Genomic DNA, 23,840 nt, shown 5'->3' on the forward strand with positions numbered 1-23,840 from the left:
CGCCAGAGTCAAATTAAAGCGTCTTTACCCACAATTTAAAGATTGATGGAGTACTAGTACTGTTGAGTCGATCAAATCATAGGAAAAATAGCAGTCATCTCTAGTTGTGAAAGACGTTTACTGAAACAATTATGACTCTGTAGAATGGGGGATAATGTATGCCATTATCTAATGAAAAAGACGAGTGTTTTCTTATCGAGATATTAAAATCGCATATACCAAACGTTGAGGAGTTACTTAATCCAGCAGTTGAGGAATCAGAAATAAACCTTTTTGAGAGCATGATGAACTGCAAATTTCCAGAAGATTTCAGAAAGATATACATGAATTCTAATGGAGAAGGAGAGCAGATTTTTGGCGTTATGGCTGGGCTTAGTTGGATGAACATTGAATCGGTAGTAAGCAACTGGAAGTCCCTTTTGGAATCAGCTTACGATATTATATCCAGCAAACCCGATGTAATAAAAGATGGGAGCTACAGAGAAGGCTGGATTCCTTTTGCTGAAGATGGTGGAGGCTCCTATTTGGCAATTGATTTAGATCCCGGAGAAAAGGGGATTCATGGGCAAATTATAACGATAGATCACAATTCTGATTTTTCATATGTTATTGCGGAAAGTTTGGGACATTTCTTTGAATTTATCGATTTGAGCCTCAGAAATAGTAGTATGGGTATTAGTGAAGAAGACGATGTAATCATATTATCCCGTGAAAGTGGAAGTTTGTTGGATGATATTTTGGCTTTGACTAAAATGGATATCGAAGAGAACAGCCTTATCCCTGTAAGCGGATTTTGGGAAGAGTATTTTAAAGACGATGTTGAGAGTGGTTTTGTATCTTCAAAAATATTGGCAAAAAAGAGAATGGTATTTATTAGAGCTGATCAAGCTAAAAAATACGGAGCAATATCTTTGGATATTTTAACCCATATGGTTAATCTTAAGGAACTAATTATACATGCGGATGAAATTACTAATTTCGATGTACTTAAACGGTTGCCTTCTTTAGCAGAACTTTTGATAGGGTCAAAAGCTTTTAAAGAGTCTGATTTGGAGTACTTAGTTTCTTTAGATGGGTTAAGGCAGCTAACATTAATAGGACTTCCATTAAAAGATATACATAAACTGAAAGATATAAAGAAATTAAAGAGTTTGAGATTATGTAGAATGAACTCAATTAATAGCGGATTAATAGGAACTATAAAAAATTTGAAGGAACTAAGTTTAGAAGAAATGGAGGTTGGCGACCTGCTTTATATTTCAAACCTTAGTAAGTTAATAAAACTAGAGCTCAAACAAGTGACAATACCACATTTATCATTCTTAAAAGGTTTAAAGAATATAACGTTTTTTGAGACGGATAGCTGTGCAATAGATGAATCACATATAGAGGTTATAGGAGAATTGAAGAAATTAAAGCAATTCACTTATCCGGTTGGAGATTTAACTATATTTAAAAATTGTATGAGTCTAAAGCAGATCGGAGTAGATGCATCAAGACTTAAAGGGCTAGAGGAGATTTCTGACTGTAATATAGTCGATTTAACTATATTTCATGCAGCATCTGAGGAAAATGCAAAATCCGTAGTTGCAGAGTTTGAAAAACACTTTAAACTTCAGTCCTATGGATGGCAGGTAACATGGAAGAATTAATGGAATTCACTCGTGGTGAACCATATCATAAGTAGCGGCAAGTTTTTTGAAGAAAAGCTCGCAGGAATCTGTATTTACAGCATACCGACCGTAGGAGCAGGGCAGGTCAAACTCTGGTCGAAATGTTACGTAGATATTTTTCCTGCGAGCTTGTTTATGCTACAGAATAATGATTTACCTTGATGGGACTTTTATCGGTCCTCGGTGGGTCTTTAGTATGTCGAAACAAGCGGCCGACTGGGACTATGCGACGATTATTTTTGGATATACGGATGGAATGTTGTCATGGCGGGGGCAGCCGGGTAATAGAGAGGATTAGAACTTTCGAATTTGGCTGGATTTAGAATAGGAGCCAAGGAAACGGAGTGACAGATCATGGCTTCACAGACAGTATCAGGCATCAGCCCGGTACAGGGCATTGCAGCTTACGGCGGCACACAAAGCGATGTCAGTTCCCTGGAGGAGCAGCGGAACCGGTTGTTGATGGAACTGGACAAGGCGAATGCAGCGCAGGGCGGAGAGAGGCAGACTCCTTACCTCCGGGAGCAGCTGCAGCGGCAAATTCGACTGCTGGAGGCCCACCTGGTGCAGAAAAGCGGGAGTAGCGCCTCGGCCAATTTTGTACCGGCTCCTCCGCTTCAAGACCATCCCCCGCTCTGGCGGACTGAAGGAAAGGCAGGCCTCAAGGGCATCGGTCTGACCGATCCCCGGACGGCGACGGTCAACTCAGAGGGCCATTTCAACGCGTTGATTTAGACAAGAAAGCGAAGGTGCGAAAAGCGTCCGGTGATGAACCGGCTTCTCGCACCTTCTTTTTTTATAGAGGCGGCAGTGTATCGTGTATATTGAGGCCGCAGAACTCCAAGGTTGGCTGATCTGGCTGTTATATAACTTCTACTGTACCAAACTATCTAATTCCGGCTGCAATTTGTTCCGCAGAACATACAGCATGACGGCACCGACAAGGAATGCGGCGGCATCCGCAATGACAATCGACCAGACCACCCCGTGGAAGCCGTTCATTTGTTTGGCGATATAAAGCACAGGAATCAGCGTAACTCCTTGAATAATTGACATAATAAACGCGGCCGTTCCTTGCGCTGTTGCCTGGAAGACCCCGGTAAACAGAGTGGTCATACCTGTAATGAACAAGGATAAGAACGTCACATGCAGAATGTAGCTGCCCATTTCAATTAATTGCGGGTCATTTGTAAATAGACCAATTAAATGGTCGGAAACTAAATAGACGATGATGCCGAATACGGCTGCTAACCCCACAATCGCTTTGATCGTAAATCCAATGGTATGCTTCATGCGCAATTTATCCGCTGTAAAAGAGAAGGCAATGAGCGGCACGACCCCCTCGCATAAGCCCATCAGAATAAACTCAGGAAATTGCAATAAACGTGATGAAATTCCGTAAGCCGCTACGGCCGAATCCCCGTATTCGATAAGAAAATGGTTGAAGATAAGCGACATTGCCCCCAAAAAGATGCTCATAATAAAGACGGGGACCCCGATTTTGAATACATTGCCCAGAATGTCTTTGGTAGCCTTGAACCATTTTACGGAGACAGTTAAGAATTGGCTCTTATATCCCATATGGAGGGCGTAGTATACACTCGCAACCAAGTTAGAAATGACCGTAGCTGACGCAACGCCGATCACGTCCCAATGGAACACGAAGATGACGAGCGCATCGAGAATGATATTTACAACAACACTTAGAATCATACCGGTCATCGACGTGATGGCTGCACCCTCCGAGCGCACGATATTCTCCAGCGTGAAGAATAATACGACGAATGGTGAACCAATAAGCATAATAGTGACATAGTCCTTCGTGAATCCGAAGGAGTCAGGCGTCGCCCCCAGGCCATGAACGATGGGATCGATCAACGGGAGACCCACAGCCATCACGATAAGACCGAGAACTAAACTGCTGTAAAAAGCGAATGAAGACACATGCTTTACGTCATCATACTTTTTCTCTCCTAGCATACGGGAGATGTAGGTACCGCTGCCTATGCCAATCAAGTTGCCCAGCGCCATAATGATTGCGAATAGCGGCAAGGTTAGCGCGAGTGCGGTTAACATAGCAGTATTATGGAGTGTACCCAGGAAATAGGCATTCAAGATGGAGTATATGACACTCATTGATGCGCCTAGCATCATCGGTACAGCGAAGTGAGCTACGGCCTTTGCGACCGGTGCTTTTTCAAAATAATAGAGGTTCTCTGCATCCATTTTGGATCACCACTTTCTTCATTTTATCCAGTCTAACGGTGTTAGATTGAACCTTACAGTGTTAGATGATATCATGAAGCTATAAACCTGTAAAGCATAAACTTACACTGTTAGATAAAAGGGTGGATAACGATGAAAAAGCAGCAGCCTCAAATTTCGGAGGACAGGATTCTGGAAGCCTCGTGGGAGCTTCTTGGAGAGGAGGACATCGAGAAATTCAGCATGAGACGATTGGCCGACAGGCTGGGGATCCAGGCTCCCTCCCTGTACTGGTACTTCAAGAGCAAACAGAATCTTTACCAGCGCCTGGCTAATCAGGTATCGAAGGTGATCCTGGAGGAGTTCCACTCCGAGGGGGATTGGAAGGAGCAACTGACAGGGCTTGCGGTAACAGTACGGAGTGTGCTCAGCCGATATCCCTGCTCTACGCAGCTCATGATGATGACGCTGCCCCACGAACCGGACATCATCCGGTTCACCAACCGTATGCTGCTCTGCGTGGAATCGACGCCGCTTGCGCAAGCGCAGAAAATGCAAGTGGTTACTACGCTTGTGAACTATGTCTTCTACTTCGTTCTAGACAATTATCAGCATGAGCGCAATGTCTCCGCGATCCTTAAAGACCAGGGAGCGCCTCCGGGCGAGGAGATGATTCGGCTCCTGGATTCCATGGGCGAGACGGATGCGGGACTGTTCCGGAGGATGTTTACGAACGGGCTGTTCGAGATAATGGGGACCGATAGAGCGTTTGAGTTCGGCCTGAAGCTGATTCTGCTCGGGATTGAGCAGGTGATAAAGGAGCAGGAGGAGTAGTAATGTCATCTGGGGGTTCGACACCTTAACTGATATGACGAACTGAAGTACAGCAGGTCCATGGGGACATGGTCCTTGATATAACGCGTATAAGGGATGAATTACATTATCGGCCCCTATATCCGTCGTTTTATTCGAGAGCAGCACGCCGTGTGGGATACACTCGTGCTGCTCCTATAATTCATTTCATAACGGTTGTTGTTAGATTGCGTGTATATGCAGCAGAATTCTTCCGCGTCCATGTCTTGCTTCGCTTTTCTCCAAGGCTTTATCGGATTGGCTTAGCGGGAATATGGAATCGATCTCTGCTTGAATCGTTCCTTCGGTAATTAATTCCGTTAAGGTAAGCAGGTTCTCATGATTTGGGAATTTCGTGTTGAATTTAGCTATAACACCATGCTTTTGGGCTTTCTCTTGGGAGGGAGCCTGGGCCAAGGAGACGAGAATGCCCCCTTTTTTCAGAACGGCCCAGGACCGATTTTCGGTTTCGCCCCCAACGGAATCGACGACCAGATCGACCTCTTCGACGACCTCTTCGAAAGCCGTCTGGGTATAATCTATGACTTGGTCCGCACCCAAAGACTTGACGAAGTCCAAGTTAGAGGTTGAAGCCGTAGCAATTACGGTCGCTCCCTTCCATTTGGCCAGCTGAATGGCGAACTGTCCAACTCCGCCCGCTGCTGCATGAACGAGAACAGTCTGGCCGGATTGGAGTTCGCCTTCGGTGAACAACGCCTTCCAGGCCGTTTCAGCTCCGGCCTTAATTGTTGCCGCATCTTCAAACGTGAGATTGTCAGGCATCTTAACTAATTCCTGGACTGTCGCAATTCCATATTCTGCATAGGCCCCCTTAATACTGCCAAAAATTCGGTCACCGGGCTTGAACGTTGTTACTGCTTGCCCCACCGCTTCGACAACCCCGGAAGCGTAAAATCCAGGGATGTAGGGGAAGGTGACAGGAAAAACTTCTTGAAGCCAGCCGTTACGGATTTTATAATCAAGCGGAATAACGGTAGCGTACACGATGCGGACAAGCACTTCATCCGATTGCGGTTGAGGGCGTTCAACGGTTTCTACCTTTAAAACGTTTGAACCCCCATAATCGTTGACCAGAACAGCTTGCATCGTTTTTTTAGACATGCTTATCTCTCCTCCTATATCACTCATCGTTTTGTTTACTTCCATTTAGTTTTCTAGTGTAGCGGCTATTTTTTTGGCCAAGGCTACAAACTGTACTTTTTCTTCATCATTAAGATTTTCCGTTGTAATTTCTTCCACCTTGCTCCAAGCCTGAGTGACTCTGGATTCAAATTCACGCCCTGTTTGGGTGAGTGATACGATGGTTACTCGTTTATCTTCTTCAGAGCGGCTGCAGGTGACGAGCCCCGCATCATCCAAACGACGAACGGATTTCGCTATGGTCGAGTGATCAAGACGCAGCGATCTTGAGAGACTATTCTGAGATTGGCTGTCCCGGTGCCACAGTTGCATCAGTACGAGTTCCTGCCCTGGGTATAAGCCTGCTTCCCGAAGTTGCTGTCCCGCAATTCGATGATGGGAACGAGCCAGGCTGAAGATCGAGAAGCTTACGGGAAATTCGGTGACCGCACTGATTTCATTCTCAATAGCTTTGTTGTTGTCGCTGTTCTTCAATTGTGTCATCCCTCCATTTATGTGGTCGTCAACATATTGATTACACCTAAGATAGCATTTAAATATGTTGCCGTCAACATAAGTTAGAAAATCAGGTAATTTACGCGTGAAGTTTTGGAGACGGGGATTTAGGAAACTGATTCTATATCATGAAAGGCGTCCCACGGGTCACAATCTGACGGTGAAGCTTTTTTTACAAAAATTTTCCATTATAGACACCATCCGCATCATCATCCCGCCTGAAGAGGCCGCCCTATCGAAATCCTTCTCGGACATACTGATCCTCAGTCTTTTCATTAAATCATTAAATTAGGAAAACTAAAAATATTGAACATATGACAAAGAAGTTAGAATTTAAAGCGTTTTCAATCCCTTTTATAATCAAGTTATGATAAAAGAAAGGGGTTACAAAAATTGACTAACTTATTTTACAAGCCGAACGGGGCTTGGGTGGGAGACCTGATCCCCTTTTACAAAGACGGCAGCTTCCGTTTGTTCTATCTTCATGATTGGAGAGAGAACAAGAAGATTCACGGAGAAGGAACCTCCTGGTTCGAGCTCCGCACAAGCGATTTCGTGCACTACGAAGAAAAAGGTGAAATGCTGGAGCACGGAAGCGCAAGCGAGCAAGACCTGAACTGCTATACCGGCTCGATCATCGAAGCCGAAGGCGAATACCATTTGTTCTACACCGGCCACAATCCGAACCCTGAATTCACAGAGGGCGGCGAGCCGCTACAATGTGTCATGCATGCTGTGAGCGCGGATATGGAAGAATGGCGGAAAATTCCCGAAGACACCTTCTATTCGGACGGGATTCAATACGAAAGACATGACTGGCGCGACCCTTTCGTGTTCTGGAACGATGAGGCGGAAGAGTATTGGATGCTTCTCGCCGCAAGGAATAAAGAAGGTCCTTCCCGTCGCCGGGGAAGCATCGGACTCTGCGCTTCAAGGGATCTCAAGAAATGGGAGATTCGCAAACCTTTCTGGGATCCGAAAATGTACGTGACACACGAATGCCCGGACTTGTTTCGCATCGGGGAATGGTGGTATCTGGTGTACTCGACGTTCTCGGAGCGGTTCGTCACCCATTACCGTATGAGCAAATCTTTGAACGGACCTTGGACGGCGCCAAGAAACGACGCGTTTGACGCCAGAGCGTTCTATGCCGCTAAAACATGGAGTGACGGAACCAAACGGTACGCTTTCGGCTGGGATCCCAGCAAGGAAAACGAGGATGATTACGCCGATTGGCAATGGGCGGGAAATTTGGTCGTACACGAACTCGTTCAAGAAAAGGATGGAACATTAACGGTTCGTATTCCGGAGACGGTGTCCCGTCACTTTTCAAACAAGCAAGTAGCCAAGTGGGATTCGCGGATCGGGGAATGGGAGGAGTCAGAGGGACACATATCTGCGGCGGCTGATGAAACATTTGCCTGCATATCAGCTGGCACTATGCCTGAAACCTGCAAGATTTCGACCCGACTGTCCTTTGCTGCAGGGACCCGAAGCTGTGGCATCATGCTACGCGCAAGCGAGGATCTTGACGAGGCCTATTACATTCGCCTTGAACCGATTCATAACCGCCTGGTGTTTGACATGTGGCCCCGCAGGATGAAGGGCGAGGCGCAATGGCACATCGACGGAGACCGTCCGCATGCGGTAGAGCTGGAAGTGCCGATAGAATTACAAGCCGATACGGTTTACGATATCAAGATTGTTGTAGAAAATTCCGTTTGCGTCGTATACTTGGCCGATCAGGTCGCCATGACTACGCGCTTATATAATTTGAAAACGGGCAGCTGGGGTTGCTTTGTCCAGGAGGGCAGGGCGAATTTCGAACAAGCATCTCTATCGGTTCCCAACTAACAGGAGGTCTTATAAATGAAACGTTGTGTCAAAAGATTGACTGTCGCATTATCTCTTGTTGTCCTGATGGCATTGGTGAGTGCATGCGGAGGCGGCAACAATAATAACGACGCTGCAGAAAACGGATCGGCAACTCCGGCGAAGACGGACAAGAAAACATACAAATGGTTCGTTGCCCGCGGCGTAGAGAGCCCACCGGCTGTTACCGTCAAGGAAATTGCAGACGAGTTCTCCAAAACGCATCCGGAATTTGAACTGGTTCTGGAAGGCACCGGTGATCGCCCGTCCTATTTGCAGAAGCTGCGGACATTGATTGCGAGCAATGAGATGCCCGCCATGTTTGATACCGATCCTGATGCCTATGCGTCCAAGCTAGTGCAGCAAGGTAAGCTGGTGGATATGAAAAAACTGCTGCAGGAGCTTGGGAAATACGAAGATTTCCGTCCGGTTGCCTTGCAATATCAGCAGTTCGCAGACGGTACTATGTACACGTTCCCGATCGAATACGGGATCGAGGTATTCTGGTACAACATCCAGATGTTTAAGGATCTGGGCCTTGAGCCGCCGAAGACATTCGATGAGTTCATTAAGGTTGCCGAGACGCTGAAGCAGGGCGGAATCACGCCGATTGCCGTCGACGGCAAGGACAAATGGCCGGTTCTCAGATACCTGGCGTACAAGCCTTTCCGCATGACCGGCAATGATTTTATTGAGAATGTAAAGCAAGGTAAGGCCTCCTTCAAAGACCCGGCCGGTATGGCAGGTATTAATTTCGTTCACGAACTGGGCACCAAAGGGTACTTCCAGCAAGGATTCACTGCAACGGATTACACCGCAGCGCGTGACCTGTTCCTGGCCGGCAAAGCCGGCATCTATTACATGGGCTCGTGGGAAACCATGAATTTCGCAAACGATAAATTGAGCGCAGAAATGAAGGATAACATCGGATTTTTCCGGCTTCCCATGATGGAAGGCGCTAAGACTGCTGAAAATGATTATTTCATCAACTCGGGGATCGGCGTTGCCTTCAACCAGGAAACCTTTGATGATACGATGAAGGAATTTGTCAAATTCCTTCTGGAAAAATACCCGGAAGCCTATACGAAAAAAGGCCAATTCTCTCCATTCAAGTATTCGCTGGATCAAGCGGAGGGGATGCCGGAAATTTTCTATAACATTCAAGACGAAATCGCGAAATCCGGAAGCGTCTTTGCGGTCCCGTGGGATACGCGCCTTGACCCGGCCACAAATGAGCTGCTTGGCAACGAGTTGAATGCCCTGTCACTCGGCGCTCATACGCCGGATGAATTTGCGGAGCTCATGGATCAAGCCATTAAAGAAAACGCGCCGAAATATTTCAAATAACCACGCTGGACATCCGGCCAACTGAAAGCCGGTTGGCCGGCCATGTAAGTAAAATAATATTAAAATGGGGAAGGAACAAGAGTATGGATAGAGTCCTGCGCAATCGTAAAGCCGCTCTCGTCTTCCTGCTGCCTGCATTATTGGTATATTTGCTCACCGTTCTGGCGCCCATCCTTTGGTCGATGTATTTCAGCTTCTTCTCGTGGGACGGGGTTTCCGATATGGTCTATATCGGCTTTGACAATTATGCCAAGATGTTCGGCGGCGATAAGACGTTCTGGAAGGCATTCAGCAACAACCTGATCTTTGTTTTCGTTATTGTGGCCATGCAAGTGCTTCTCGGTCTGTTGGTTGCCATTTTGCTGACCAGCATCACCAAAGGCCGGGAATTGTTTAAAACGTTGTATTTCGCTCCCGCAATTATCACGTCGGTTGCCATCGCGCAATTGTTTCAAAACGTGTACTCGTTCGAACCGGTCGGCATGTTGAACTATTGTCTGCAGCAGATCGGTCTCGGAGACTGGAGCAGGCCTTGGCTTTCCGACATGAAGTGGGCACTGACCGCCGTATCGGTACCCGAAGGCTGGCGTTTTATCGGTCTTTATATGATTATCTTGTATAGTGCGCTAATTGCCATTCCTTCCGATGTCGAGGAAGCCGCCAGAATTGACGGAGCTTCTTCCTGGGACCTGTTTCGTTCGATTAAAATGCCGCTGATTAAGCCGGTGCTCATGGTATCTATCATTATGGCTACCACGGGGGCTTTAAAAGGATTCGACATCCCGTACCTCATGACGAACGGTGGACCCGGGCGCGTAACGGAATTGTTGCCGACTTACATGTACAAAACAGCATTCTCCAGTCTGGACTTCGGCTATGGCAGCGCGATGGCCGTATTTATCGTCATCGAAAGCCTCATTGCTGTCGCCTTTATCAGACGGATGATGGACAGTAAGGAGACCTGAAGATGAAATTTCCCGGCTATTCCAAGACTATTCTTGTGATTGTTTCCTGTGTTCTGCTTGTCGTTCAAGTTTATCCGCTGGTCTGGGTGTTCATCTCCAGCTTTAAGGCGCCCACCGATTTTGCCGGCAACAACCCGCTTAGCCTGCCCAGCCGATTCACATTCGAAAATTATCTGAGTGTGTGGCATAAAGGGAATTTAGGGACTTATTTCTCCAACAGTCTCATCGTAGCCGTAACGACCATCGTGCTGGTGATCTTGTTCAGCGCCATGGCTGCTTTCGTGATTGAGAAGATGACTTTTAAATGGAGCCGAGGCGTGCTGTTCTTATTTCTGTGCGGCATCATGATCCCGATCCAGGTTGTGCTCATCCCGCTCTTCATTCTTTATAACAAAATGGGGATTATCAATACGCTCACTTCTCTGATTTTGCCCCAGGTAGGTTTTGCTCTGCCGCTTTCGATCTATCTTTTTGTGAGCTTCTACAAATACATCTCGAACGAGATCATGGAGGCCGCCGTCATGGACGGCTGCGGTGTTTACCAGGTTTTTTGGCGGATGATTTTCCCTCTATCCCGGAATACGATTGTCACGGTTGTTGTCATGAATCTGATTTTTGTCTGGAATGAGTTTATCTTCGCGAATACATTTATCCATGATTTGAAGTCACGGACCCTCCCCGTTGGCTTAATGGACTATATAGGACAGTACGGTTTGACGGATTGGGGTGCGACTTTTGCCGCTATCAGCATCACGACAATCCCGACCCTGCTGGTATACTTCATTTTCAACAAAAGCGTTATTTCCGGCATGACCGCAGGAGCGACTAAAGGTTGACCTCCCATATACCTGTGACTGAAGGTATACTGAAAGTACCAGGTGTTATACTCTTCTCAGTCAGAGGGATGTTATGAAAATAAACCGGCTGTTCTTGTCGATCAGCATCCGAAGTAAGATTATCATTCTGTCCATTGCCTGTTCCTTGCTGCCGCTAGTTCTTATCGCCTCCTTAACCTTTGTCTATTTGAGCAAAGTGATTGAGAACAAGATGTCCGATACGACCTCCAATCTGCTGAGCTCCATCAATTGGAATATCCAAACTTTCGTGAATGACGTTGAAGCGATTTCGAAACTAATGTTGTCTTCCCGTGACGTTCAGACTTTCCTTTCCTATGACAAACATAATTTCAAGGAAATCTATGACCTTCAAAATGCCACCCGCAGTCTGATCGTCAATATTTCCAACAATAAATCATATATACGTTACGTTTATGTAGGCAGCGAACAAAGGGAACTGATCGTCACAAATCAATGGGACAGATTCAGTTACGACAATATCTATCAGGCGGTCTCCCGCTCCAAATGGTACGAGCAAGTGAGCGGCAGGGGCGGCAGGGGATTGTGGCTGAACAGCGATGAAGTTCGGCTTGTCAAGGACAAGCCGAACTTGCTGCTGTACGGTAAACAATTAAATAATCTCGATACGCTTGAACCCATCGGGATGTTGATCATTTCCATCGATAGACGGGTCTTCGATGAAATGTTCAAGAACATTTCCAACGCGGAAAAAGGGGATTTGATGATCCTGGAGCAAAACAAAATCATCTATTCTAATTCCCATAACAATGATTCAAAAAAAATTCCTCAAAAGGATTTGAATCAGATCTATGATTTGCCTGAGCAAGGGAACCGCATCGAAACGATAGGCGGAGAACGGTATGTCATCACCTTCGAAACGAATCCGGTAACCCAGTGGAAAGTGGTCAGCATGATCCCCTATTCAAGCATTAACTCGGAAATCATCCTGATTCGTAATGTTACGCTCTCATTGACGGTGGCAGCTTTCCTGCTTGCCGCCTACGGCGCTTATCTCATCTCGAAGCGGATCACCAAACAGTTGACTTTGCTCACTTCTGTAGCAAAAAAAGCGGCAAAACGCGATGAAATCGAAGGAATCCTTTTTGAAGAAGAAGATGAAATCGGTAAAATCGGCAATCAATTCCTGCGAACCTTCCGCACTAACACGGAATTGTCGGACAAATTGATCGAAGCCAAGCTGAAGGAGAAGGAAGCTGAGCTGCATGCGCTGCAGAGTCAAATCAATCCTCATTTCCTATACAATACGTTGAATTCCATATATCTAATGGCGGAACGAATCAGTGCCAAAAACATTTCCAAAATGGTCATGTCCCTTTCGAATATTTTTAAATTAAGCTTGAACAACGGGGACTATATTACAACTGTCGGGAATGAAATCGAACAAGTGAAAAATTATTTAGAGATTCAGAACATCCGCTATAAGGGGAAGTTCGAGGTGATAATTGACCTCGAACCAGGAATCGAGCAGATCCGCATGCTGAAGCTACTTATTCAGCCGTTGGTGGAAAATGCGATCTTTCATGGAATTGAGTTGAAGGAGGACAAAGGGACCATTGTCATTCGGGGCCGAAGAGAAGGGGCAACCCTTATATTCGAAGTTGAGGATGACGGAGTGGGTTTTGATCCTGTTGATATGCAGCCAAGGGGATATGCTTTAAGGAACATACAGGAAAGGATCCAATTGCATTACGGCCAAGACCGTGGAATCCGCATAGACAGTATTCCGGGTGCCGGAACCAAAATCACCCTTGAGATCGGTATAATGGATTGAGGTCGGGCTATGAAGGGGGACATGTCTTGTATAAACTTTTTATAGCGGATGACGAACAGCTTGTGGTGGAAACGTTGTCGGAAATGATTGACTGGGATGCATTCGGAGTACGGATCATAGGGACGGCAAATAACGGCAAACAAGCGTTGGAGCGGATTCTTCAGTCGGATCCGGACATAGTCCTGACAGATATTCGGATGCCCGGCCTGAACGGTCTCGATCTAATCCGGACCCTGAAGGAGAATGGCCGCAAAGCGGAATGCATCATCGTCAGCGGCTATTCCGAGTTTGAATACGCCAAAGAGGCCATTGAACTGGAGGCGGTGGATTATCTAATCAAGCCTGCAGAGCTAGATGAAGTGGCAAGGACCGTCTCAAGGGCAATCCAGCGTCTGGAGCGCAAAGCGGATCAAACGGGGAATAACCCTGAGCTTCGAATTGCAAAAGCATTAGACCGGGCGGTGTTTACGGATCTAATCGTCCATGGGAAACGTCCATCATTCGATCAAACGCCATACGAACAATATAACCAGTTTGCAGTGATCCTGATCGGAAGCCCGGCGGCGCTTTGGCTCGAACGAATGAAGAACAAAGGCATCACGGATGCTCTCCTGAGCTTTTTGGCGAATCGCGGAATCGTCGTGGATCTGCTCTATGAGCAGCAGAAAGTCATCTTATTATGCATGGCGAACCTGGAGGAAGACGTGCCATTAACGGAAATTCTGATGGCTGCAGCCGCAACATTTTCGAATGACGGCTCATGGGATGATTCTTTATTGTCGTTTGGAATCGGTCCGGTTGTAACCGGAATAATGCAAATGCATGTCTCGTATTTAGTTGCCTACAAGGCATGTCAAATGGGTTTGTTCTTCGGCGCTCCGGTAATGGACGTAAGCAGCTGGACGGAGATTACCCGCGTTTCCGAAAGAGTGGTCTCCGATTGGTCTAATCAAATACAATCCTTCATCCGTTACGAACAAAAAGAGTTCGAAGAGATGCTAGAACGTTGGACGGAATGGGGGACAATGCAATTAATCGCTCCCGTTACCCTGAAGAAGACAGGCGCCCAGTGGGCGAACCGGTTGCATGATCTGATCGGGCAGGACTATGGAATCAAGCTCGAGAGAGTGATCGGAGACCGCACGCGGCTGATTGAAGAGATACATGAAGCGCCGGACTGGGCATCTTTGAAGAAAATATGCATGGATTTGGCGCAGAGTGTGCAATTTTATTTGAACGTAACGAAGACTACCCTGAAAGAAAAGGTGGTTCATGAAATCAAAGCTTATCTTGAATCCCATTATCATGAGAATATCCAGCTCGATCAATTGGCAGAGCGGTTTGATCTCAACGCTTCTTATGTAAGCAACTTATATTCTAAATCAACCGGGCAAACGATTCTTGAATATGTCACTTTGCTGCGCATCCGGAAAGCGAAAAAGATGCTGAGGGAAAGCAGCTTCAAAATCTCTAAAATATCCTCTAATGTCGGATACGATAACCAGCGGTATTTCTGCCAAGTGTTCAAGAAGCATGTAGGCGTTAGTCCCGGCCAGTACAGAGAAGAGCATATGATAAAAAGCGAAGGAGATCATTCCCCAATTGGATAATCGAACTTTCTCAAGTGGCATCAACAAACACAAAGAACTCACGACTTCTCCCGAGGCGTCGACAACGGACAAATCCAAGTCCGGTCGATAATCGGGATATTGAACTTGATGGCAGCTTTTGGATTGACGGATATCAGGAACGGTAGTAATATTAAACCAAAGTAAAAACCTTTAAACTTTTGTATAGATTATAGTGTCCTAAGTAGGACACATCTGACAGAGAATGTTCGATTTTTAGTCAGGACATAGATATATTATGACAAGTTAGGGATTTTTATTTTCTTTAAAAGTTTAATCGTTTAAACTTTCAGGCAATGGAGGCATAGAATTTTAGATGAACATTCATGATGTAGCCAAAAAGTCGGGGCTCTCGGTAGTGACCGTATCCAGAGTGCTTAACAATTCACCGTCTGTGCGTGAGTCCAATAGACGGAAAGTGCTCAAAGCGATGGAGGAATTGAATTATCAGCCCAATTCCGCGGCGCGGAGTCTAGTGCGCGGCAAGACGGGAGTCATCGGGATGTCGATTACCAACTTTAACGACTCTTTCTATGATCGCGTGATTCGCGTGGTGAACCGGAAGCTGAGTGAGCAAGGTTATTTTTTGGCCTTATCCATTGCCGAGAATGAGGATGAAGGTGATAATTTCCTGTTTCAGAAGGACCGTGTAGACGGGATTATCCTGTTGTCCCCGCTTGAAGAGAGGGAATATGTAGAGGAACTGAAAAGAAAAAACATTCCGTTTGTGCTGCTGGATAACCAGTTCCAGCATGAGGATGTTCCCAGTGTCGTGGTCGATAATTATCAGGGTGGCTATGAAGCGACAAAGCACTTGATTGATCTTGGACACACTCAGATTGCCTATATCGGCGGCCCTTCGGTATTCCTGAGTGTTGCGGAGCGCAAGCGGGGCTATGGCCATGCGCTGGAGGAAGCAGGGTTAACGTCTTTCGGCACAGATTCCTGCGGGTTTACGGTAAGCGGTGGCTATGAAGTAGCCAAAAGATGGATCCGTGAAGATAAGCTGCCGACAGCCTTTTTTTGCGGAGATGACTTTATTGCCCTTGGAGTTGTCCAGGCGCTGCGCGAAGAGGGAATTCGGGTACCCCATGATATCTCGGTAGTCGGATTTGATGATCAACAGTTCGCAGGTGAATTCTACCCGCGGTTGACGACGGTCAGGCAGCCTGAGGCGCAAATGGGCAGCATCGGCGTTGATCTGCTGATGAAATTGATCCATGGGGAGGTGATGCCGCCCGCTGTAACGAAGCTCGCTCCTCAGCTTCTCGTGCGTGAATCGTCAGCTACTGTAAGATTAACCTGAATATTAGGAGTGAAACGATCTGTGAAGTATTACTTGGGAGTGGATGCAGGGGGCAGTAAAACCTATGCCATGATTGCCAATGAACAGGGCCAGGTCATCGGTGTAGGCCGGGGAGGGAACGGAAATCACCAAAAGAATCGGGAGCAGGCGGAGGACAACTTGCGGCAGGCGGTATCGGAAGCGCTTATGGCGTCAGGCCTGACCAAGGACCAACTGGAGTACTCCTGGTTTGGAATGGCAGGAGCAGACAGAGAGGCCGACTTCAGGATTTTACGGCCCATCATCAGCCGCCTTAGCCTTCCCCGGACGGAGATTTCCTGCGATACCTGGAATGCATTGCGGTCAGGTACCGAGGAGAAATATGGAGTCGTGCTGATTTGCGGCTCGGGTGTGAACTGTGCCGGTAAGAATCCGAAGGGTGCTACGTACCAATGCGGGGGGTTTGGCTACCGGTTCGGTGATTTTGGCGGCGGCTATGATTTAAGTGTGGAGGTATTCCGCAGCGTTCTCCGGGCGGATGATGGAAGAGGGAGCAAGACGGTGCTGACAGAGCGCTTAACTCAATTGCTGGGCTATTCCAACGTTTCGGAGCTGCGAGAGGATTACCTGGATCATTTCAGAGAATTGCCGGCCCATATTGCCGAGCTGCTGTTTCAGGCGGCAGAGGAAGGGGACCAGGTTGCCGCCGGATTGCTGATCAAGCAAGGGGATGAACTGGGTTTAGCTGCGGCGGCGACTATCCGCCAATTGGCTATGAAAGAGGACTCCTTTGACATTGTGCTTGCAGGCAGCCTGCTGACCAAGGGAGACCGCTCAGGTATCATCCGGCACGCCATTGAGCAGAGAGTGAAGCAGTCGGCTCCCAATGGCACCTTAAGGATATTAAGCCGTGAGCCGGTTGTAGGCTCGGTCGTTCTGGCGATGGAAAGCAGCGGGATGCATGTCAATCACGAGGTTCTTGATCGTCTGTCTCTGGAGAAAGTACCGAATAAAATAAGCTAGTTATCATCCAAGCAAAATGAAAAAGACGAAGGAAGGGTCTGTCATGGAGGAAACATTGAAGCTGGTTGTCGTCGGAGCCGGGTCATCGTATACACCTGAGCTTATTGAAGGCATCCTCATGCACCACAAAGAGCTTCCCGTTGGCGAAGTATGGCTGGTGGATATTGAGGAGGGGAGGGAGAAGCTGCATACGATTGCGGAACTGAGCAAGCGCATGATTGCTGAGTCCGGACTGCCGATAACGGTTATGGAAACGCTTAACCGAAGGGAGGCCATCGCCGGAGCGGATTTTGTCTGCACGCAAATTCGGGTAGGCATGCTGGAAGCGCGGAAATGGGACGAATTGATTCCGCTAAAGTACAATGTCATCGGTCAGGAGACGACAGGCCCCGGAGGAATGATGAAAGGCCTGCGGACCATCCCGGTCATTCTGGACATCTGCAGGGATATTGAGGAGCTTGCTCCAGATGCCTGGCTGCTGAATTTTACGAATCCGGCCGGCATGGTGACCGAGGCGGTTCACAAATATTCTTCGGTAAAGAGCGTAGGCCTGTGCAACTCGCCGATCGGTTTTCAAAAGTGGCTCTCCGGGTTCTTCGGACTTCCTATCGAAAAGATCTACTCGGAGTTCGTCGGCATCAATCATCTGCACTGGGTATCCGATGTCGTGATTGACGGAGAGAGCAAGCTGCAGGAGCTCATTGACTACCCCCAGAGCTACAAGGCTAGTAATGTGCCGTTTGATTCCTGGGACCACCGGTTCTTGAATGGATTGAAGTCCATCCCCTCCTATTACCTGAGCTATTACTATATGACGGACGCTATGCTGGAGGAACAGAAGGAAGCGGCGGCAACGACCGGCTCACGTGCTGAAGTGGTGAAGCAGGTGGAGGAAGAGCTGTTCGAGCTGTACCGGGACGTGGAGCTGAAGGAGAAGCCGAAGCAGCTGGAGCAGCGCGGCGGGGCGTATTACTCGGAGGCGGCGGTACTGCTGATGAGGTCCCTTTATAATGATTCCCGCGATATCCAGACGCTGAATGTACGCAACAACGGAATTATTGGCTTCCTGCCGGACGATGCTTCCATTGAGGTGAACTGTATGGTGACCAAGCAAGGCCCGCTGCCCATTCCGCTGCGGAAAATTCCAGAGTCCGTAAAGGGTCTGCTGGCGGCGGTCAAGCAATACGAGAGCCTGACCATCGAAGCAGCCGTGCACGGGGACCGGGACATTGCCCTGCAGGCATTGGTTCATCACCCACTGGTGCCTTCGGTCACCGTAGCTGAACAGCTGCTGGATGAAATGCTTGAGAAAAATAAACCGTATCTGCCGTTATTTCACTAGAAGGCGCCAGAGGAGGAAAAGCGGATGAAGGCGGCCGTAAAACCAAGTTTATGGAAAAAATTTACGAATCAGTTGGATTTACAGTCCATGGTCTGGCCGGGAATTATTTTTGTTGCAATATTCAGTTACATTCCGATGTATGGCGTGGTGATGGCATTTCAGCAGTACGATATTTTTAACGGCATGCTGGAAAGCCCCTGGGTTGGATGGATGAATTTCAAAATGTTCTTTGAGGCACCCGAGTTCTGGAGTGTAATGAGAAATACCATTGTGATTAGCCTGCTGAAACTGATCATTACCTTTCCTGCCCCGATTCTGCTTGCGCTGATGTTGAATGAAATCGGGAATATGGCCTTTAAACGATTTATCCAGACGGTCAGCTACCTGCCGTATTTCCTGTCCTGGGTCATTGTATCCGGCTTGGTATTCTCGCTGCTGTCCGTTGATAACGGAACGGTGAACTATTTACTGGAACGGCTGAACCTGACCCATGAGCCGGTCAACTTTCTGGCGATACCCGAATATTTCTGGTCGATTCTAGTGAGCGTCAATGTGTGGAAGGAGATCGGTTTTGGAAGCATTGTCTATCTGGCCGCAATCGCGGGCGTTGATCCGGCCATGTATGAGGCCGCTTCAATAGACGGCGCAAGCCGGTTTAAGCAAATTTACTCCATTACACTCCCCAGTATTTCCCCTGTTATTATCATCTTTATGATTCTTGCTATCGGCAATCTGCTCAGTGCAGGTTTTGAAGACATTTTGCTGCTGGCAACCAATCCAATCCTGCGGCCTTACTCCGATGTTATCGACACCTATGTGTACCGTGTTGGGATATTGAATGCCAGATTCTCTTATGCGACAGCGGTAGGGCTGTTCAAAGCGGTAATCAGTGTTATTCTGCTGGTGACAGCCAACAAAATCGCCCGCCGGGCAGATGTCAGTCTCTGGTAGACCTACAACCTATAGGAGGGGTGAACAATGAGACTAAGCCTGGGCGACAAAGTGATGCAGCGGACGATTTATCTCCTCTTGACACTGATGGCGGTAATCATGCTCTACCCGTTTTGGAACGCGCTTGTCATTTCCTTCAATCAAGGGAGTGATACGGCGCTCGGCGGCATAACCCTGTGGCCTAGAGAGTATACACTGGAGAATTATTATATTGTGTTTCAGGATCACCGCCTGTTGAACTCTTTTCTGATCTCCGTTCTTAGAACCTTGAGCGGCACGGCATTGTCCGTCTTCTTCACGGCCCTGTTAGCCTACGGAATGTCCAAGAAGACATTGCTGTTTCGCAAGCAGTATATGGTGTTCTTCATGATCACGATGTTTTTTAGCGGAGGGCTCATCCCCACTTATTTGCTAATCCGCTCTCTGGGTATGCTGGACACCTTTTGGGTTCTGATTATCCCTGGCATCATTAGCGTCTACAACATGATTGTCATCCGCACCTTCTTCTCTGCTCTGCCTGACGGGCTGGAGGAATCGGCCAAAATCGACGGTTGCAGCAATTACGGCATTTTCCTCCGGATCGTCATTCCCGTCTCAGGCCCGGTGCTCGCTACGATTGCTTTATTTACAGCGGTGGGTTACTGGAACGACTGGTTCACGGGAGCGATCTATATTACGAAGGACCACCTGCTTCCTATACAGACCCTGCTGCGGCAAATTATGAACTCCAACATTATGACTGAAATCGGCTCATCGAATGCCATCGCACTGGATCATATGAACCGGAATCGGACGGTTACAACGAAGTCATTGACCATGGCTACGATGATGATCGCCACCATCCCGATTATTTTGACGTACCCCTTCCTCCAAAAGTATTTTGTTAAGGGGGTATTGATCGGTTCATTGAAAGAATAGCAGTCTCCATATCGTGTAGAAAGAAGGGAAAAGAATGCGCATTCGGTTGAAATGGGTATCGCTTCTGCTTGTCTGCCTGCTGCTTCTTCTCACTGCTTGCAGCGGAGGCGGGAAATCGGGCACTTCGCAGGATGAAAGTGAGGGAAATGTGAATACCGGGGCAGTCACAGATGACGGCAGTGGCATTAAGCCCACTACCTTCAGCTTCTATGGAAACTACGACTGGCTTACAACAGCGCCTTGGGGGGAGAATGAGGCAACGAAATGGATTCAGGAGAACCGGAAGGTTACCGTTGAACCGGTGCAATCTGGAGGGGCGGCCGCGGAAAAGCTTAATACGATGATCGTCAGCGGTGATTTGCCGGATGTTATCTTCACCGACCGGGGATCCATGGTGGAACGGCTGGTGCAGGCAGGGAGACTCGTGGCGCTGGATGAGTACTATGAGAAGTATCCGAACTTCAAGAAATATGTAAAGGAATCCACCCTGAACCTGCTTCGATCTGATGATGGGAAAATCTATCAGATCCCGAACTGGTACACCTCAGGGCAGTTCGGCAACGGTGGTTGGATGGTCAATAAGGATATTTATAACGCGCTCGGCAGACCGAAGCTGGAAACCTTCGAGGATCTGTATCAATATTTGCTCCTGGTGCGAGACAAGTATCCGGATGTAGTGCCTCTGGAGGTTGGTGAGAAGGGGGCAGGCCTTGAAATTATGTATGGAGGATTCAAGGAGAATTCCACCAGCAAATTCATTTCCCTCATGGGATATCCGGAAGGCGACAAGCTGCTCCCCATCTATGACGATCCTGCTTTCGAGGAAATGATGCTGTATATCAATATGCTGTTCCGTGAACGGCTGGTTACCCAGGATGCGCTGCAGCAAACCCAGGATGCGGTCAAGGAGAAGGTGAATACCGGCCGGGTAGCGGTTATGGTCGAGTCCAACATCACTACGTACGGAGCCGAGGGACACCGGGCACTGACTGCAGGCAATCCGGACAGCGGATATGAGATTATTTGGCCGGTTCATAAGGCCGGTTTAGACAAGAACAAGGTGTTTGTAAGCGGCTTTGAGACGCTGGGCTGGAACGTCAATGTCATTACGACCAAAGCAAAGGATCCGGAGGCCATCTTCGCTTACTATGACTGGATAACGGGTCCGGAGGGACAGAAGGTTCTGTTCTTCGGTCCAAAAGGCCTGTATTGGGATGAAGAGGATGCGGATGGCGCTCCGATTCCGAACGAGAAATACAAGACGACACCTGCTAACGAGCGTACGGAAATCATGCGGAAATTCGAAGACTTTAACTGGGCGGGAAATACGACCTTTATCGATACGGCGAAAATGAGCCTCGAGGCTTCGCTTTCCGCGAACCAGAAATCGTGGGAGACGGTGGCGCAGTCCACGGTGACCTGGAAAACCGCTCTGGACATTACGGAATTTGTGAATACCGACCCGGTTGCCGATACGGAGATCGGCATCATCGCCCAAAATATTCAGAATATTCATACCCTTGCTTTCGCCCAGATGGTTCAGGCGAAGTCGGATGAAGAGGTGCTGTCGGCTCTGGAGACGGCTAAAAAGAACGCCAAAAAAGCTGGGCTGGGTAAGCTGCTTGAGTTCAAAATCGAAAGATGGCAGGAGAATGTCCAGAAAATCAACGCGACGAAATAATTCTTGTTTAAACATAAATAAAACTATTTTATGGAGGCGAGAATATGACATTTACCCTGAGATCAAGGTCCATTGCGGTGTTAAGCCTGGCGTTGGTTTTCTCCGTATTGGGTTCTTCGGTTCCGGCTATAGCCGAGGAGGAGAGTAATCCCCCTTTTGAAACGGAGGTCATTGTACGAACCGTAAACCAGTTTAAGAACAAGGCGGATGTTCAGAACTTTATCGAGCTGTCCGAACGCTACGGAGTTGATCTCATCAGCATGAACGTGAAGCAGGATGAAGATGATGAGGTCCCGTCCGGACGGGTGTTTTATCAGAGTGATATCGCTCCGATTGCACAAGGCTACGAGAATTTCGATGCCCTTCAGGAGGTCATTACAGCAGCCCACGCCGTAGGAATTAAAGTTCATGCCTGGATTCCGCAGTTCCATGATCAGGAGGCCTTCCTGAAGCACGAGGAATGGCAAATGCAGTCGCTGGTCAACGGGGTTCAGACTCCGTTTACAGGTTCTAACGGCAACGAATACTTCGTCAATCCGATTCACCATGAAGTGCAGCAGTATGAACGCTCTATCATTCAGGAAGTAATCGGGAATTATGCTGTTGACGGCGTTGTGCTGGACTGGATCCGTTTCGACAATTACAACATGGACGTCAGCGATTACACGGTGGCCAAATATAAGGCGCAATTCGGATATTCACCGCTCAGTATTAATTTCGATGCGGATTCCACTCAGCGGCAGCAGTGGAATGAATGGAGAACAGATCAAATCGGACAGTATGTAGGCGATATCCGTCAGGATATTTCCCAGTCCTCGAATCCGGATGTGCAGCTTGGCGTGTATATTTTGCCGCCGGAATTTACAGAGGTTGGGCAAAATGTAGCCAAATTCAAGGATTCTATCGACTTTGTCGCCCCTATGGCGTACTTTGATGACTGGGAATTCAACAGCGACTGGGTGTACAGCACGGCCTACGGTATCCTGAAGGATACGAGCGACCGGATCAGTAACAGCCAAGTGGAAATTGTAGCAACGCTGGATAATGACTGGACTGATGATGAATATCAGGAGATTTACCAGGGGATCCGCGAAAATTACCCTGGCGTGAAGCGCCTGTCGTTCTTTTCTTATGGAGCCTGGCCTGAAGCCGAGCTGGCCAAAATCGATGAACGTACAACATGGCCGACACCGGACTGGACACCGCCGGGTGAACATGACTATCCGGCTCAGCTGCCAACAGGCTGGAAGGCAAGAAATATCGGCTCCAAGCCGGGGAATGTCGTATACAATTCTTCCAAGAAGCAATTTACAATGAGCAGCACATCCACGGATATCTGGGGAAGAGCGGATAAGCTGAACTTTGTATATCAACCTGTGAAGGGTGATGTGGAGATCATTGTTCAGATGCGTTCAACAGAACGCATGGACGGCTGGGCCAAGGCCGGCATTATGATTCGGGAGTCGCTGGGGCATGATGCGAAGCACGCGGACATGATGATTACCCCTGAGAATGGGGCAACCTTCCAGTATCGTGAAGAGACCACGGGCAGTGCGGTCGACCAGACAGCGGATGCCTCTGCTCCAAGCTGGCTTAAGCTGAGCCGAAAGGGAAATACCTTCACTGGCGCGGTTTCGTCTGACCGGAAGCGCTGGACGACGGTCGGAACCGTCCAGATCCCGATGAACCACCAGGTGTATATCGGTATGGCGCTGAGCAATCCGGGGGATGACGCGAGGAATAAGGCTGTGTTTGGCAATGTGAAGATCACAAAGTAAGCAAAGACGACATTC

General features: G+C 48.0%; 19 protein-coding genes. 16 read left to right on the forward strand and 3 right to left on the reverse strand.

Annotation, left to right across the window (positions count from 1 at the left end; genetic code table 11):
- Positions 1 to 158 precede the first annotated feature (158 nt).
- Together IEY53_RS26335 and IEY53_RS26340 are read left to right on the forward strand one after the other, a co-directional pair.
- Complete coding sequence (locus IEY53_RS26335; protein WP_189030305.1) at positions 159 to 1,652, forward strand: SMI1/KNR4 family protein; 1,494 nt, start codon at positions 159 to 161, stop codon at positions 1,650 to 1,652.
- Positions 1,653 to 2,027: 375 nt separating this feature from the next.
- Positions 2,028 to 2,408, forward strand: a complete 381-nt coding sequence (locus IEY53_RS26340) for a hypothetical protein (RefSeq protein ID WP_189030307.1) — start codon at positions 2,028 to 2,030, stop codon at positions 2,406 to 2,408.
- 138 nt (positions 2,409 to 2,546) lie between these two features.
- Here the strand turns inward: IEY53_RS26340 and IEY53_RS26345 are convergent, their stop codons facing one another.
- Positions 2,547 to 3,899 carry an MATE family efflux transporter gene (locus IEY53_RS26345; protein ID WP_189030309.1) on the reverse strand — a complete coding sequence of 451 codons (1,353 nt, stop codon included), beginning with the start codon at positions 3,897 to 3,899 and terminating at the stop codon, positions 2,547 to 2,549.
- 132 nt (positions 3,900 to 4,031) lie between these two features.
- Here IEY53_RS26345 and IEY53_RS26350 point away from each other — a divergent pair, with 132 nt between their 5' ends.
- The gene (locus IEY53_RS26350) at positions 4,032 to 4,712 is read left to right on the forward strand and encodes a TetR/AcrR family transcriptional regulator (protein WP_189030311.1); all 681 of its coding nucleotides are present in this window, start codon (positions 4,032 to 4,034) and stop codon (positions 4,710 to 4,712) included.
- Between the two features lie 201 nt (positions 4,713 to 4,913).
- Here the strand turns inward: IEY53_RS26350 and IEY53_RS26355 are convergent, their stop codons facing one another.
- Both IEY53_RS26355 and IEY53_RS26360 read right to left on the reverse strand, forming a co-directional pair.
- Entirely contained in the window at positions 4,914 to 5,852 is a 939-nt protein-coding gene (locus tag IEY53_RS26355) for an NADP-dependent oxidoreductase (protein ID WP_189030313.1), read from the reverse strand.
- A 45-nt stretch (positions 5,853 to 5,897) separates the two neighbouring features.
- Positions 5,898 to 6,365 (reverse strand): MarR family winged helix-turn-helix transcriptional regulator, encoded by a 468-nt coding sequence (locus IEY53_RS26360; RefSeq protein WP_189030315.1) that lies wholly within the window; start codon positions 6,363 to 6,365, stop codon positions 5,898 to 5,900.
- A gap of 414 nt (positions 6,366 to 6,779) precedes the next feature.
- Here IEY53_RS26360 and IEY53_RS26365 point away from each other — a divergent pair, with 414 nt between their 5' ends.
- The 13 genes from IEY53_RS26365 (at position 6,780) to IEY53_RS26425 (ending at position 23,825) form a co-directional block, all read left to right on the forward strand.
- Positions 6,780 to 8,240 (forward strand): glycoside hydrolase family 32 protein, encoded by a 1,461-nt coding sequence (locus tag IEY53_RS26365; RefSeq protein ID WP_189030317.1) that lies wholly within the window; start codon positions 6,780 to 6,782, stop codon positions 8,238 to 8,240.
- 15 nt (positions 8,241 to 8,255) lie between these two features.
- Entirely contained in the window at positions 8,256 to 9,605 is a 1,350-nt protein-coding gene (locus IEY53_RS26370; protein WP_189030319.1) for an ABC transporter substrate-binding protein, read from the forward strand.
- Between the two features lie 83 nt (positions 9,606 to 9,688).
- Complete coding sequence (locus tag IEY53_RS26375) at positions 9,689 to 10,570, forward strand: carbohydrate ABC transporter permease (protein ID WP_189030321.1); 882 nt, start codon at positions 9,689 to 9,691, stop codon at positions 10,568 to 10,570.
- 2 nt (positions 10,571 to 10,572) lie between these two features.
- The gene (locus tag IEY53_RS26380) at positions 10,573 to 11,406 is read left to right on the forward strand and encodes a carbohydrate ABC transporter permease (protein WP_189030323.1); all 834 of its coding nucleotides are present in this window, start codon (positions 10,573 to 10,575) and stop codon (positions 11,404 to 11,406) included.
- A gap of 73 nt (positions 11,407 to 11,479) precedes the next feature.
- On the forward strand, positions 11,480 to 13,219 hold the full coding sequence (locus IEY53_RS26385; RefSeq protein ID WP_189030325.1) for a cache domain-containing sensor histidine kinase: 1,740 nt from the start codon (positions 11,480 to 11,482) through the stop codon (positions 13,217 to 13,219).
- 26 nt (positions 13,220 to 13,245) lie between these two features.
- A complete protein-coding gene (locus tag IEY53_RS26390) occupies positions 13,246 to 14,829 on the forward strand; it encodes a response regulator transcription factor (protein WP_189030327.1) in 1,584 nt (527 codons plus the stop codon).
- A 334-nt stretch (positions 14,830 to 15,163) separates the two neighbouring features.
- The gene (locus IEY53_RS26395) at positions 15,164 to 16,153 is read left to right on the forward strand and encodes a LacI family DNA-binding transcriptional regulator (RefSeq protein WP_189030329.1); all 990 of its coding nucleotides are present in this window, start codon (positions 15,164 to 15,166) and stop codon (positions 16,151 to 16,153) included.
- 21 nt (positions 16,154 to 16,174) lie between these two features.
- On the forward strand, positions 16,175 to 17,155 hold the full coding sequence (locus tag IEY53_RS26400) for an N-acetylglucosamine kinase (RefSeq protein WP_189030331.1): 981 nt from the start codon (positions 16,175 to 16,177) through the stop codon (positions 17,153 to 17,155).
- Positions 17,156 to 17,198: 43 nt separating this feature from the next.
- Positions 17,199 to 18,497, forward strand: a complete 1,299-nt coding sequence (locus IEY53_RS26405) for a 6-phospho-beta-glucosidase (protein ID WP_189030333.1) — start codon at positions 17,199 to 17,201, stop codon at positions 18,495 to 18,497.
- A gap of 24 nt (positions 18,498 to 18,521) precedes the next feature.
- On the forward strand, positions 18,522 to 19,448 hold the full coding sequence (locus IEY53_RS26410) for an ABC transporter permease (protein ID WP_189030334.1): 927 nt from the start codon (positions 18,522 to 18,524) through the stop codon (positions 19,446 to 19,448).
- A 27-nt stretch (positions 19,449 to 19,475) separates the two neighbouring features.
- Positions 19,476 to 20,366, forward strand: coding sequence for a carbohydrate ABC transporter permease (locus IEY53_RS26415; RefSeq protein WP_189030336.1), 891 nt, complete (start codon positions 19,476 to 19,478; stop codon positions 20,364 to 20,366).
- Between the two features lie 34 nt (positions 20,367 to 20,400).
- Positions 20,401 to 22,047, forward strand: coding sequence for an extracellular solute-binding protein (locus tag IEY53_RS26420; RefSeq protein ID WP_189030338.1), 1,647 nt, complete (start codon positions 20,401 to 20,403; stop codon positions 22,045 to 22,047).
- A gap of 44 nt (positions 22,048 to 22,091) precedes the next feature.
- Entirely contained in the window at positions 22,092 to 23,825 is a 1,734-nt protein-coding gene (locus IEY53_RS26425) for a family 10 glycosylhydrolase (protein ID WP_189030340.1), read from the forward strand.
- Positions 23,826 to 23,840: the final 15 nt, after the last annotated feature.

Source organism: Paenibacillus albidus (assembly GCF_014644435.1).
Lineage (GTDB): Bacteria > Bacillota > Bacilli > Paenibacillales > Paenibacillaceae > Paenibacillus_AQ > Paenibacillus_AQ albidus.

Excerpts from the sequence above, each read along its gene's own strand:
- IEY53_RS26335 (WP_189030305.1), top strand. The coding sequence starts at position 159 with ATGCCATTATCTAATGAAAAAGACGAGTGTTTTCTTATCGAGATATTA.
- IEY53_RS26340 (WP_189030307.1), top strand. The coding sequence starts at position 2,028 with ATGGCTTCACAGACAGTATCAGGCATCAGCCCGGTACAGGGCATTGCA.
- IEY53_RS26345 (WP_189030309.1), bottom strand. The coding sequence starts at position 3,899 with ATGGATGCAGAGAACCTCTATTATTTTGAAAAAGCACCGGTCGCAAAG.
- IEY53_RS26350 (WP_189030311.1), top strand. The coding sequence starts at position 4,032 with ATGAAAAAGCAGCAGCCTCAAATTTCGGAGGACAGGATTCTGGAAGCC.
- IEY53_RS26355 (WP_189030313.1), bottom strand. The coding sequence starts at position 5,852 with ATGTCTAAAAAAACGATGCAAGCTGTTCTGGTCAACGATTATGGGGGT.
- IEY53_RS26370 (WP_189030319.1), top strand. The coding sequence starts at position 8,256 with ATGAAACGTTGTGTCAAAAGATTGACTGTCGCATTATCTCTTGTTGTC.
- IEY53_RS26375 (WP_189030321.1), top strand. The coding sequence starts at position 9,689 with ATGGATAGAGTCCTGCGCAATCGTAAAGCCGCTCTCGTCTTCCTGCTG.
- IEY53_RS26380 (WP_189030323.1), top strand. The coding sequence starts at position 10,573 with ATGAAATTTCCCGGCTATTCCAAGACTATTCTTGTGATTGTTTCCTGT.
- IEY53_RS26385 (WP_189030325.1), top strand. The coding sequence starts at position 11,480 with ATGAAAATAAACCGGCTGTTCTTGTCGATCAGCATCCGAAGTAAGATT.
- IEY53_RS26395 (WP_189030329.1), top strand. The coding sequence starts at position 15,164 with ATGAACATTCATGATGTAGCCAAAAAGTCGGGGCTCTCGGTAGTGACC.
- IEY53_RS26405 (WP_189030333.1), top strand. The coding sequence starts at position 17,199 with ATGGAGGAAACATTGAAGCTGGTTGTCGTCGGAGCCGGGTCATCGTAT.
- IEY53_RS26410 (WP_189030334.1), top strand. The coding sequence starts at position 18,522 with ATGAAGGCGGCCGTAAAACCAAGTTTATGGAAAAAATTTACGAATCAG.
- IEY53_RS26415 (WP_189030336.1), top strand. The coding sequence starts at position 19,476 with ATGAGACTAAGCCTGGGCGACAAAGTGATGCAGCGGACGATTTATCTC.
- IEY53_RS26420 (WP_189030338.1), top strand. The coding sequence starts at position 20,401 with ATGCGCATTCGGTTGAAATGGGTATCGCTTCTGCTTGTCTGCCTGCTG.
- IEY53_RS26425 (WP_189030340.1), top strand. The coding sequence starts at position 22,092 with ATGACATTTACCCTGAGATCAAGGTCCATTGCGGTGTTAAGCCTGGCG.